Annotated in this window: 11 protein-coding genes; 1 reads left to right on the forward strand and 10 read right to left on the reverse strand. The window is 42.1% G+C overall.

Going from position 1 to position 11,940, the window contains the following annotated elements; all coding sequences use genetic code 11:
- Nucleotides 1-299 precede the first annotated feature (299 nt).
- The gene (gene tig, locus G7Y32_RS06875) at nt 300-1,583 is read right to left on the reverse strand and encodes a trigger factor (RefSeq protein ID WP_165212343.1); all 1,284 of its coding nucleotides are present in this window, start codon (nt 1,581-1,583) and stop codon (nt 300-302) included.
- Nucleotides 1,584-1,724: 141 nt separating this feature from the next.
- Here tig and G7Y32_RS06880 point away from each other — a divergent pair, with 141 nt between their 5' ends.
- Nucleotides 1,725-2,576 (forward strand): mechanosensitive ion channel family protein, encoded by an 852-nt coding sequence (locus G7Y32_RS06880; protein ID WP_165212345.1) that lies wholly within the window; start codon nt 1,725-1,727, stop codon nt 2,574-2,576.
- 40 nt (nt 2,577-2,616) lie between these two features.
- Here G7Y32_RS06880 and G7Y32_RS06885 read toward each other — a convergent pair whose 3' ends face one another.
- The 9 genes from G7Y32_RS06885 to G7Y32_RS06925 form a co-directional block, all read right to left on the reverse strand.
- Nucleotides 2,617-3,180: a TIGR01440 family protein gene (locus tag G7Y32_RS06885; protein WP_165212347.1), complete on the reverse strand. Its 564-nt coding sequence runs from the start codon at nt 3,178-3,180 to the stop codon at nt 2,617-2,619.
- Between the two features lie 7 nt (nt 3,181-3,187).
- Nucleotides 3,188-3,658 carry an ECF transporter S component gene (locus G7Y32_RS06890; protein ID WP_165212349.1) on the reverse strand — a complete coding sequence of 157 codons (471 nt, stop codon included), beginning with the start codon at nt 3,656-3,658 and terminating at the stop codon, nt 3,188-3,190.
- Entirely contained in the window at nt 3,639-4,409 is a 771-nt protein-coding gene (locus tag G7Y32_RS06895) for a bifunctional hydroxymethylpyrimidine kinase/phosphomethylpyrimidine kinase (RefSeq protein WP_165212351.1), read from the reverse strand. Before G7Y32_RS06895 ends, G7Y32_RS06890 begins: the two co-directional genes overlap by 20 nt.
- The gene (truA, locus tag G7Y32_RS06900) at nt 4,399-5,148 is read right to left on the reverse strand and encodes a tRNA pseudouridine(38-40) synthase TruA (protein WP_165212353.1); all 750 of its coding nucleotides are present in this window, start codon (nt 5,146-5,148) and stop codon (nt 4,399-4,401) included. Before truA ends, G7Y32_RS06895 begins: the two co-directional genes overlap by 11 nt.
- A gap of 299 nt (nt 5,149-5,447) precedes the next feature.
- Nucleotides 5,448-6,578 carry a molecular chaperone DnaJ gene (gene dnaJ, locus G7Y32_RS06905; protein ID WP_165212355.1) on the reverse strand — a complete coding sequence of 377 codons (1,131 nt, stop codon included), beginning with the start codon at nt 6,576-6,578 and terminating at the stop codon, nt 5,448-5,450.
- Nucleotides 6,579-7,270: 692 nt separating this feature from the next.
- The gene (gene dnaK / locus G7Y32_RS06910; protein ID WP_004226779.1) at nt 7,271-9,103 is read right to left on the reverse strand and encodes a molecular chaperone DnaK; all 1,833 of its coding nucleotides are present in this window, start codon (nt 9,101-9,103) and stop codon (nt 7,271-7,273) included.
- Nucleotides 9,104-9,592: 489 nt separating this feature from the next.
- Complete coding sequence (gene grpE / locus G7Y32_RS06915; RefSeq protein WP_165212357.1) at nt 9,593-10,132, reverse strand: nucleotide exchange factor GrpE; 540 nt, start codon at nt 10,130-10,132, stop codon at nt 9,593-9,595.
- A gap of 23 nt (nt 10,133-10,155) precedes the next feature.
- Entirely contained in the window at nt 10,156-11,190 is a 1,035-nt protein-coding gene (hrcA, locus tag G7Y32_RS06920) for a heat-inducible transcriptional repressor HrcA (protein ID WP_165212359.1), read from the reverse strand.
- 162 nt (nt 11,191-11,352) lie between these two features.
- Nucleotides 11,353-11,937 carry a glycoside hydrolase family 73 protein gene (locus tag G7Y32_RS06925; RefSeq protein ID WP_165212361.1) on the reverse strand — a complete coding sequence of 195 codons (585 nt, stop codon included), beginning with the start codon at nt 11,935-11,937 and terminating at the stop codon, nt 11,353-11,355.
- Nucleotides 11,938-11,940: the final 3 nt, after the last annotated feature.

Below are 11,940 nucleotides of genomic sequence, written 5' to 3' on the forward strand. Positions count from 1 at the left end.
GCTAGTCAAAATTATTAAAATGACTCGCTACAAGGATTGCTAGGCAATCTTTTCATCCGTTCTATCCTCTCAGAAAGCATACAAATTCACTTCTATCATTATCTGAATAACGTCAGCACTTATTATTTTACGCTAAAATTTAACTTTTGTCTATTACTAATTTTTAAAATCACTATCCTTCTTTTAAGGATAAGTCACGAGTATACCAAGCATAGCTTAGAGAAACTACCAAACAACGTTTAAGGTGAGATAAAAAATTGACCGCCAAATGGCAGTCAATCTTACCTATTAATCTAGGCTTATTTAATGCTTGCTGAGCTTGTGACAGCTTCGATAGCTTTCTTCATCGTAATATCATGCTTGAGCATGTCAGTTGAAAGAAGGGAACGCACTTGGTCAGCTGGCATATTGTATTCAGCAGCCAAATCCGTAACTTCTTTTTCAATTTCTTCATCAGTCGCATCGAATCCTTCTGCAGCTGCGATTGCTTCAATAACAAGATTAGTACGGACGCGTTTGTCAGCATCAGCTTCGTATTGTTTGTGAAGGTCTTCTTCACTTGTACCTGTCAGCTGATAGTACATTTCAGGAGAGATCCCTTGACGCTGCATATTACTCAAGAACTCATTCATGGCACGGTGAACCTCATCGTGAACCATTTCTTCTGGCAATTCAACGATTTCAGCATTTTCTACTGCTTTTTCGATTGCAGCGCCTTCAACAGCATCATCATAGGCAATTTCTTTAGCAGCTTCCAATTCTTTGCGGTATTTAGCCTTCAATTCATCAAGTGTTTCAACTTCTTCATCGATATCTTTAGCTAATTCATCATCAAGTTCTGGAACTTCTTTAGACTTAACTTCATGAACTTTTGTTGCAAAAACTGCATCTTTACCAGCCAAATCTTCAGCTTGGTAATCAGCTGGGAAAGTCACCTTAACTTCAACATCATCACCAGCCTTAGCACCAACTAATTGTTCTTCAAAGCCCGGAATGAATTGGCCTGAACCAAGCTCAAGCGAGAAGTTATCGCCCTTTCCGCCATCAAATTCTACGCCATCAACAGTTCCGACAAAATCGATTACAACAGTATCGCCATTTTCAGCCGCACCATCCTTGATAGTCAACTCTGCCAAATTATTGCGTTCACGCTCAATCTTGTCATCAACTTCTTGGTCAGAAACTTCCTTGCTTTCATCCACAGAAACTTCAAGGTTCTTGTAGTCCCCTAATTTAACTTCTGGCTTAGTAACAACTTCTGCCTTGATAGCCCAGTCTTGGCCTTTTTCCATTGAATCAACATCAATTTTTGGTTGGGCAACCACATCGAGGCCGCTCTCTGCAACAGCAGCTTCATAAGCGGCTGGTAAAATAGTATTTAACGCATCTTCATAAAGAGCTTCTTCGCCAAATTTTTGATTGAAGACTGCACGTGGCAAATGTCCCTTGCGGAAACCAGGAACGTTCAAATCTTTTTTTACTTTATTGAAGGCTGTGTCAAGGGCTGGTTGGATTTGTTCTTGACTGATTGTAAATGTAAGCACGCCACGATTTACAGCCGTGTTTTCAAATGATACAGACATCTTATTCTCCTTAAAAATCGTAATACACTTTAGTCTATCATAAATCAAGGCTTTTTGAAAGTTTTTTATAGACAGCAATATGAATAAAGCCTGCTAACTCTCTAATTTTTTGCTACACTAGAAAAACGAAAGGATGTTTATATGTCAATTTTAATCAAATATTGGGAGTCCCTCCACTTAGAAGATATGGCTGTCAACCTATTATCCAAAGCTGTATCATTATTACTTCTAATCATCGCCTTCCTTATTGGTAAACAAGTGGCTAACTGGGCTTTTAACAAATTTTTTTCTCATTCTCCGCGGCTTTTGGGGCAATCGGAAGGGCGGCGCAAAACCTTAATTAAGCTTTTCCATAATATCATGGACTATCTGCTCTATTTTCTCTTAATCTATTGGATTTTAGCCATCATAGGCCTACCAGTTTCCAGTCTATTGGCCGGGGCGGGAATTGCAGGTTTAGCTATTGGTCTTGGAGCTCAAGGATTTTTATCAGATTTAGTCAACGGTTTTTTCATCCTGATAGAGCGGCAATTTGATGTTGGGGATTCCGTTGTTGTAGGTACCGTTTCAGGAACTGTTTCCAGCATCGGCATTCATACGACTGAAATTCGTGGCTTTGATGGTACCCTTCATTTTATTCCCAATCGCCAAATTCTTTTAGTTAGTAACAAATCCAGAGGTGACATCCGAGCACGGATTGAAATTCCAATCTATGCGACAACAAATCTGGATCGAGTGACCCAAATTATCAAAAAGGTCAATGCTGAAGAAATTCCAAATACGCCTGAAATGGTGGGGGTGCCATCCATCTTAGGCCCTCGAAATTCCGTTAACGGCCAATTTGTATTTCGCGTGGATATTTTTGTTCAAAATGGACAAGAGGAAAATGTCTATTCCAAATTTTTCCGACTCTACCAAGAGGCTCTACTCAAAGAAAATATCAGCCTGCCAACACCAAACACTCATATCCTTCCAACACAAACAAAGAGTTGACCGAAGTCCAACTCTTTTTATATTAGCCTTAATAATAAATTTAGCTCTTGCGAATAGGGTCTGATTTGTACTTAGCCCTAGCCCCTCCAATTAATTTAGGGCGACTAGCCAGAGCCGTTACATGAGCGCTTCCGAGCTCACGTTGCAAGGGTATCAAAGGAACCTGCACCCGCTTAACATGCATCCCGATAAAGGTATCACCAATATCCAAACCAGCATGAGCGGTAACTTTTTCAACCTCAACCGGACTCTCCATATAGTCAAAAGCAGCCAATTGACCGCTCCCTCCTGCATGAAGACTAGGAAGGACATTGACAATTTCTAAGTCCTTGCTTTCTGCAACTGCTTCTTCTATGACCAAAGCTCGATTGAGATGCTCGCAGCCCTGAACAGCTAGGTGGACACCTTTGGCCTTGGTTTCTTCCAGAATGGTTTTAACAATAACTTGGCCAACCTCTAAGCTAGATTTTTTCCCAATCAGCCCCCCGACTACCTCGCTGGAAGATAAGCCTAAGACAAAAATTTGTCCTTTTTTAATAGCCGAACGTTCCAAAATATCTCTGATAATGTTTCGCGTTTCCTTTTCCAAAACCTGCAAATCCATAACATCCTCACTTTCTCGGAAACACCTTGTCAAAGGCTCTATAAAAACTAGCTCCAAGAGCCAAGCCCAAGGTATTCTGACAAAAATTTCCCCAGATACTAGCCAGGGCTGCTCCCCAGCCAAAACCTAAAATTAGGGTCGCCAGAATATAGATAGTAATCATAATAAGACCGGCTAGTATGACCCCGAGAGCGCGGCGAGACCCCTTCCAGCCTGCAAAATAGCCTTGCATCCCATGAGCAATGAGGCTGAAAATCATATACTGGGGATACCCTAAAAGAAAATCTAAAAGGAAAGCCGACAAACCGCCAACGATAGCTCCCGAACGGCTGCCCAAGTAGAATGCCGTGAAAAAAATCCCCGTATCAATCAAGGTCAAAAATCCTGTCGGAGTAGGAATAGTGATAAAACCAAGCGCCAAACTGAGGGCTGTTAAAATAGCTAATAAGGTTAATTGACTAGTCTTTTTGCTTCCCATAAGCTTGTACCACCCCATAATCATCTGAATGTAAAATCGCTTGATAAACAAAGGACTTAGCTGTTTTAACCGCCTCGAGGGGTTCTTTCTCCAAAACCAACTGGCTGGCAATACCAGAAGCAAAAGTGCAACCAGCCCCAACATTGTTCTTCTCAGACAAAGGCCCGCTCAATACTTCCAGTCTTTCTCCATCATAGAAAATATCCAAAGCACAGTCCGCTCCTAAGCGGTTGCCGCCTTTGATAACAACAGCCTTAGCACCCAAGGCATACAATTTTTTAGCTGCCACTTTCATATCTTCAAGTTCTTTGATGGAGAGGCCTGTGAGAATTTCTGCTTCTGCTAAATTTGGTGTTACAATAGATACATCAGGCAAAAATTTCAAAAGCTCATCTCTCAGAGCACTGACGGCCACATCGTGCTTTTCCTTACAAACTAAAACAGGATCCAGAACAATGGGAAGACCGACCTGCGACCTGACAAAAGATAGGGCAGCCTCAGCAATTTCAGCATTAGGCAAAAGACCTAGTTTAATCCCAGCAAAATCAACCTTTTGCAGACTATTCAGCTGGGCTTGAAAGACCTTTGGATCTGTCGCAAAGACCTGAAAACCATTGTTTGTCATAGCTGTTAGACAGGTCACCGCCAAGAATCCCCGAAGACCATTGAGGGTATAGGTCGTCAAGTCAGCATAAAGCCCACCACCACTATAAATATCATTTCCCGAAATAGCTAAAATGTTAGTCATCATAGATAATCTCCTTCAAATAAAGGCCATTGCCTGCTGCTGTCGGACCTGCTAGATTTCTATCCTTGGTCGCCAAGATTGTCTTAATCTGGCTGACCGACATGCGTCCATTGCCAATTTTCAAAAGGGTCCCTACCATATTGCGCACCTGTTTATAAAGGAAACCATTGCCTGAAAAGGTAAAAATCAAAAAGCCGGTTTTGCTGTCCCGCTCGACCTTAGCCTCAGTAATAGTACGAACCTTATTTTGTACCGAACTCCCAGAAGCTGTAAAGCCGGTAAAGTCATGGGTACCAATCAAATCAGCCATCGCTTCCTGCATAGCCCCTAGATCCACTGCATAGGGAAAAGGAGTGGCATAGGCCCGCATCATGGGATTCTTAGGCCGACCAGTATCCACTAGAAATTCATAGGTCTTGCTGTGAGGAGTGTAGCGGGCGTGAAAATCATCCGAAACCTGCTGAACACTAACGACATCAATATCCTCAGGCGATTGAGTATCCAGACCAAAGCGTAATTTCTCCTCATCACGGACTTGAGATAAATCAAAATGAATAACTTGACCATAGGCATGAACACCGCTGTCAGTCCGACCAGCTCCATGTACTTTGACTGGTCTTCCACTATTTAACCGCTCTAAGGTTTTTTCTAATTCTTCTTGGACCGAACGCTCCTTAGTCTGGCGTTGAAAGCCAGCAAAAAGAGTCCCATCGTAGGAAATAACTGCCTTATATCTTACCATGGCCCTATTTTAACACGATAAGTTAGGCTTGCCTAGGGAAAAGGAGAGAAACTGTCCCCAGACAGATTTAAGCTGAGACAGTCAACTAGCACAGCTATTTATAGTAATTGTATTAAACCCACGGCAGATTTAAACTGTTTGATGTAAATCAGAGCAACTCCTTTAACAGAATCCTAAAACGCGAAATTGGGGCGTTTTATCTGGATTACCTTGCTTTGTTCTATTTTTTCAATCCACTATAAAAGTTCTCTTTCCATAAAAAAGAGCAGACCTATAAAATCTACTCTTTCATCATAAGTTTATTCACCATCAAAGGCATCTTTGACCTTATCAAAGAATCCCTTTTTCTTAGGCTGAATACTGCCTTCACCACTGGCTGCTGCCAAGGCAAGCAAGGCCTCTTTTTGCCCATCATTAAGCTTAGTCGGGGTGACAACATTAATCGTCACATGCTGATCTCCCTGACCACCGCCACGCAAGCGAGGAGCTCCCTTGCCTCTGAGACGGAAAGTTTTACCTGTTTGAGTTCCTTCGGGAATCGTCATCTCAACATCGCCGTGGACAGTTGGCACTTCTACAGTATCACCCAGAGCGGCCTGAGCAAAGCTAATATTGAGCGTGTAGTAGATGGTTGAACCATCCCGCTCAAATTGCTTACTTGGTAAAACATTGATAATAACGAAGAGATCACCATAAGGACCGCCATTAAAACCAGCTTCACCCTGACCTTGCAAACGGATTTGTTGGCCCGTTTCGACACCAGCAGGAACTTTAACAGAAACCTTATGAGATTTCTTTTCATGACCAGTACCTTGACAAGTGCTACATGGCTCCTTGATTTCCTTACCGGTACCGTGACAGACATCACAGGTAACCTGACGGCGCATCATACCAAGAGGTGTCTGAGTGTCAACATTAATAACCCCTTGACCATGACAGCGACTGCAGGTCACTGGGCTGGTTCCAGGCTTAGCTCCTGAACCATGACAGGTGTGACATTCCGCTTCGCGGTTATAGGTAACATCCTTCTCAGCCCCAAAAATTGCTTCTTCAAATTTCAGGTTCAAACGATATTGCAGATCATCACCTTGACGCGGTGCATTGGGATTACGACTGCTTCCGCCACCGCCAAAGAAGCTAGAAAAAATATCTTCGAAGCCACCAAAGCCTGCACTGTCAAAGCCGCTGAAACCACCGCCAAAACCTGCATTGGCACCATCAGGTCCATACTGATCATAAGCAGCCCGTTTTTGCTCATCGCCTAAAGTTTCATAAGCCTCTTGAATATCCTTATATTTTTGCTCAGCACCTGGATCCTTGTTGATGTCAGGATGGTATTTCTTGGACATTTTCCGATAGGCTTTTTTGATTTCGTCCTGACTGGCGTTCTTTGACACCCCCAGACGATCGTAATATTCTTGATTGTTCATATTTAAGATACCAACCCCGTAAAAAGTAAAGTGAAAATAGTAAATCGGCTGAAAATGCTTATTTTCTAGACGATCTATCCCTTTTACACAACTTTTAGGGCGGGTTCAATTCCTTTCTATAAAGGTTTTTCTGTGGACAAACTCCTAAGAGATCCCCAAAAATAGAAAGCCGTCCGACAATACTTGTATCCTAGGAAAATCTATATTTTTGGCACAATCCCTAGCCCGTGCTCAGTTACGAACACTCTTACTTTCTATATGTTTAAAAGGTTATTTTTGATCATTTTCTGATGTAGTGCGACTGGATCGCTTATTTTTGAACCCAAAGGTTTCAAAAATCCCCTCATAACAAGCTAAAGCTACTGTTACTCTCACCACGGCAAAAATTATCAGCTGTGCAGTCTTCGACCGCTTTTGTTGCTGACGCTATTACCCAAAAACAGAGGCTGGTTTGCAACCTCTGCAGTTGGTTTTATAGTACAATTGCTATCTCGCTTTCACATCTCCAAGCTCAGAATAAAACAGTCCAGTGAACCACTGCTTATTTCTAGCTTCTGGCTCGCAGGCTAAAACAATCCCCCGAATCTGCCTTGCTCTCGAATTTCTAAGCTCGAGATAAAACAGTCCTTCGAACCTGAACCCTTCGCTTCTAGTTTCTAAGCTCAGGGGCTAAAAACCTTCCCCGAAGGTTTTTACTTCTCAGTAAACTCACCATCTACGACGTCATCGTCACCTTTATCTGATGATCCAGCATCAGCTGCGCCTTCAGTTCCACCAGCGGCTTGTTGAGCTGCGGCAGCTTGTTCGTACATTTTAACAGCTAAGGCTTGGGCTTTTTCGTTAAGGGTTTCCAGCTTAGCTTTCATATCGTCCAAGTTGTTGTCTTCTTGAGCTTTCTTAAGATCATCAAGAGCTGATTGAGCAGCATCACGTTCAGTGTCAAAGCCTTTACCTTCGGTTTCTTTGATAGTCTTTTCTGTTGCAAAGATAGCTTGGTCAACTTCATTTTTGAGGTCAACTTCTTCTTTACGCTTAGCATCAGCATCAGCATTAGCTTCCGCATCTTTCATCATACGTTCAATTTCTTCTTCAGAAAGACCGTCATTTGACTTGATAACGATGTGTTGTTCTTTTTGCGTACCGAGGTCTTTAGCCTTAACAGATACGATACCGTTCTTGTCAATATCAAATGTTACTTCGATTTGTGGCACACCACGAGGAGCAGCTGGAATATCTGTCAATTGGAAGCGTCCCAAAGTCTTGTTGTCCGCTGCCATTGGGCGTTCACCTTGAAGAACGTGGATATCAACGGCCGGTTGGTTATCTGCCGCAGTTGAGAAGACTTGTGATTTAGAGGTTGGGATAGTTGTGTTGCGGTCAATCAACTTCGTGAAGACACCGCCCATGGTTTCGATACCAAGTGACAATGGGGTCACATCAAGAAGTACGACGTCTTTGACATCACCAGTGATAACACCACCTTGAATAGCAGCACCCATAGCTACGACTTCATCAGGGTTCACAGATTTGTTTGGTTCTTTACCTGTTTCAGCTTTAACCGCTTCAACAACTGCTGGGATACGCGTTGAGCCACCAACCAAGATAACTTCATCAATTTCTGACAGGCTCAAATCAGCATCAGACAAAGCTTGACGAACAGGGGTCTTGGTACGTTCAACCAGATCGCGAGTCAAATCATCAAATTTAGCACGTGTTAATGAGACTTCCAAGTGGAGCGGTCCAGCATCACCGGCAGTGATGAAAGGCAGGCTGATTTGTGTTTGGGTGACACCTGACAAGTCCTTCTTAGCTTTTTCAGCAGCATCTTTCAAACGTTGCAGAGCCATCTTGTCAGTTGACAGGTCAATGCCGTTTTCTTTCTTGAATTCATCAACCAAGTAGTCAATAATCTTTTGGTCGAAATCGTCACCACCTAGTTTATTATCACCAGCAGTAGCCAATACATCGAAGACACCATCGCCCAATTCAAGGATAGAGACATCAAAAGTACCACCACCAAGGTCAAACACTAAGATTTTTTCATCTTTATCTTGTTTATCAAGACCATAAGCAAGAGCTGCTGCGGTTGGTTCGTTGACGATACGTTCGACTTCAAGACCCGCGATTTTACCAGCATCTTTCGTTGCCTGACGTTGGGCATCGTTGAAGTAAGCAGGGACTGTAATAACAGCTTTTTCAACTTTTTCACCAAGATAATCTTCAGCATAACCCTTAATGTATTGCAGAATCATTGCTGAAATTTCTTGAGGAGTATATTCTTTACCATTAGCAGAAACTTTTTCAGAAGTCCCCATCTTAGATTTAATAGAGATAACCGTATCTGGGTTAGTCACCGCTTGACGTTTAGCCGCATCACCGACAATGATTTCTCCGTTTTTAAATGAGACAACAGAAGGAGTTGTACGATTACCTTCTGGGTTAGCGATAATTTTACTTTCAGTTCCTTCAAGAACGGCAACTGCTGAGTTTGTTGTTCCTAAGTCAATACCAATAATTTTAGACATAGTATAAGATACCAAGAACGTTGAAATAGTCCGGTGGACTTTTCAATCGGGAGAGGGAGGAAGCATCGCTTTCTTCCTCTAGCGACTGACAACAACGTTCAATTCCTTTCATTTTCCTCTTTTTTAATTATAAGTTTTTTTGATATTTTTCTTAAGTGGTGGGGACGCTAGCAAACCTTCGGTTTCATGGCTAATTTTTGAGCCTAAAGTCTCAAAAATCCCCTGTCAGATAACCCGACTTGTTATCTGACTATCACCACGGCGAAAAATATCGCTTTGGGCAAGCCTTTGGCTTGCTTCTTTCTTTGTTGCGAGTAGTTTACTGTCATTTCGGACAAGTTTATTTTTATTAGCTATCATCATTGCATAGTTACAACGTGAGATAGCAAAATCGATACCATTTTGCTATCGAGCTAGTAAGGAGTCTAGGCAATCCGCCATAGTGGTTGCCGTATAATGGTGAGGCGTTTTAATGCCCATCATTATTGACTAGTTATATACCACCACCATGGCTGGCCGAAGCAGGCGATCATGCAGTTTGTAGCCCTTTTGGAAAACTTCTGCAATGCTGTCTGCTGGGTGCTCATCATCAGCCGGTAAGGTTTGAACAGCCATGTGAAGGTTGTGATCAAAGCTTTCGACTGTTACTTCTTCCACGCCTTCTTCTTTGAGAGCTTGGATCAGGCTTTCTTGTACCATTTCCAAGCCTTTCTTCACATCATCACTCAAGCCTTCAACCGCCAAAGCACGCTCTAAGTTATCCAGGCTAGGTAAAATTGCCTTAGCGAGATCCTGTGAACGATACTTTTGCAGCTGCTGACGCTCTTCATTGGCACGTCGCTGAATATTTTGCATCTCCGCGTGAGCCCGTAAGAATTTATTTTCAAAATCCTCAGCTTTCTCTAAAGCTGCTTCCAATTCTGTTTTTTCAGTAGTTTCCTCAGGGGCCGCTTCTGTTTGCAACTTGTCTTCCGTTTCAGAAGCCTGAGTCTCTTCGGTCACTTCCTCTTTTTTAATATCTTCTGACATAATGCCTCCTTCATTAAATGTTATTAATTGACTTCATAATGATTGCTACTAAGGTAACGATAGAAATCAGCTGATTTCATAGTCAAAACTCGACTGACAATTCCTAATAGACTGAATGCTCGTTGGTAATCAATCGTCACGGGTCCAAATAGACTTAAACTGCCGAAACCTCGGTAAGGAATGAGAAATTTATAGGACAGCTGTGTTAAAGAAATCAAACCGGCTTGGTTCTCATCTGCCAGACGAATGGCATAAGGTTTATCTTCTTGAAGCAACTGACGAATTTCCAAAGCTAATTCTTGGGTCTTGTCAAAGAAACGGTAGATCTGATCATCAGAAAACTTGAGGAGATTCTCCTTGCCAGCTAAAAACGGCTTTTCAACAAACATTTCCTTAAAAATATGCTCAAATAATTCTAAGACATTGTCTGTTGTCTTAAAATAGCGCTGAACAATCTGCGGAATCTCGGTTCGAATCCGATAATGGATCTCCATGACTGTTTGTCCCAAAAACCGCTCACGCACTAAACCGCTTAAAGTAACTAAGTCTTCATCAAGAAAATTCTTAGGAATAGCAAACTGACTGGTGACCGTATTGGAATCATCAAAGGTCATGACAGCTAGAGCATCGTGATGACTGAGCTTGACAATATCAAAAGCACTCAAGCGTTGATTGCTTGGTTCAACATCTAAAGCAACTGCTGTGCACCCTGTCAACTCTGCTAAAAGATCGCTGGCCTTTTGCAACAAATCTTCCAGTTTAAAAAATTCAAAATCAAAACCTTTGATAACTTGATAAGCATCAGCTTCATCAATCCTCTCAAAATTTAAGAGATGACTAACATAATACTGAAAACCTTGACGACTTGGCAAGCGACCACTAGATGTGTGCGCCTTTTCCAAGAGGCCAATTTTTTCTAAGGCAGCCATATCATTACGGATGGTGGCACTACTAGAAGCAATATAATTTTGTAAAACCTTGGATCCGACAGGTTCGTGTGTCTGCGTGAACAGCTCAACCACAATGGATAAAATGTCATTTTGCCGCTGGGTAATCATCACGGACCTCCAATCCAAAAGTTTATTAGCACTCTTAAACTAAGTCTGCTAATTTATGTTTCTATTATACCGCTCTAAAACCAACTGTCAAGAGAAAAGCACAAAAAATTAGCACTCTTTTTTAAAGAGTGCTAATTCGGCTGTCCTTATAAAAAATAAATGCTAACTATCATACTGAGTAAGATTTTTTTCCCGAATAATCGTAATAAGCTTATTAGCATAGTCAGGATCTGCATTGACTCCTGCTTTTTGCAGAGCCTGAGCTGCCGTAACATACTCTTCAGTTGTGGCTAGGATAGTGTAAAGCTGCTTTCCCCACATACCCGAAGAGATAGCTTCAAGATAAGCCGTCAAACTATCCTGCCAGTTGGTATAAATAGCATAAGGTTGTTTAACCGTCTGCCACTGACCGTTTTCATAAGACTGAGTGGTTAAAACAATCTTAGCCTGCCCAGGCTGAGCTAAGGTACCTGTGAAATTATGATAGCGCACAGCCAGTAAGTTAGAGCCATAATTGGATGACTGAGCCGCCTGAGCAATAATTATAGAAGCTTTAACGCCATAGGCTTTTGATAACTTCTGGGCTACCGGAGCAACCTCTTTAATGAAGGAAGCTTCTGTATAAGAAGTGCTAACCTTAGTATTGGCAGCCTTTGTTTTCATGTTAAACAGGAGAGGCAGAAGAATAAGGGCTAAAACAAGCCCAAAAACGATCATGAAAGGCCGAAACTTGAGCCTTGATTGCATATT

Source organism: Streptococcus tangpeifui, assembly GCF_011038795.1.
Taxonomy (GTDB): Bacteria; Bacillota; Bacilli; order Lactobacillales; family Streptococcaceae; genus Streptococcus; species Streptococcus tangpeifui.

What these genes read in the sequence shown, in the direction of transcription:
- tig (WP_165212343.1), bottom strand. Translation starts at nt 1,583, where the DNA reads ATGTCTGTATCATTTGAAAACACGGCTGTAAATCGTGGCGTGCTTACA.
- dnaK (WP_004226779.1), bottom strand. Translation starts at nt 9,103, where the DNA reads ATGTCTAAAATTATTGGTATTGACTTAGGAACAACAAACTCAGCAGTT.
- G7Y32_RS06890 (WP_165212349.1), bottom strand. Translation starts at nt 3,658, where the DNA reads ATGGGAAGCAAAAAGACTAGTCAATTAACCTTATTAGCTATTTTAACA.
- truA (WP_165212353.1), bottom strand. Translation starts at nt 5,148, where the DNA reads ATGGTAAGATATAAGGCAGTTATTTCCTACGATGGGACTCTTTTTGCT.
- dnaJ (WP_165212355.1), bottom strand. Translation starts at nt 6,578, where the DNA reads ATGAACAATCAAGAATATTACGATCGTCTGGGGGTGTCAAAGAACGCC.
- hrcA (WP_165212359.1), bottom strand. Translation starts at nt 11,190, where the DNA reads ATGATTACCCAGCGGCAAAATGACATTTTATCCATTGTGGTTGAGCTG.
- G7Y32_RS06880 (WP_165212345.1), top strand. Translation starts at nt 1,725, where the DNA reads ATGTCAATTTTAATCAAATATTGGGAGTCCCTCCACTTAGAAGATATG.
- G7Y32_RS06895 (WP_165212351.1), bottom strand. Translation starts at nt 4,409, where the DNA reads ATGATGACTAACATTTTAGCTATTTCGGGAAATGATATTTATAGTGGT.
- grpE (WP_165212357.1), bottom strand. Translation starts at nt 10,132, where the DNA reads ATGTCAGAAGATATTAAAAAAGAGGAAGTGACCGAAGAGACTCAGGCT.
- G7Y32_RS06925 (WP_165212361.1), bottom strand. Translation starts at nt 11,937, where the DNA reads ATGCAATCAAGGCTCAAGTTTCGGCCTTTCATGATCGTTTTTGGGCTT.
- G7Y32_RS06885 (WP_165212347.1), bottom strand. Translation starts at nt 3,180, where the DNA reads ATGGATTTGCAGGTTTTGGAAAAGGAAACGCGAAACATTATCAGAGAT.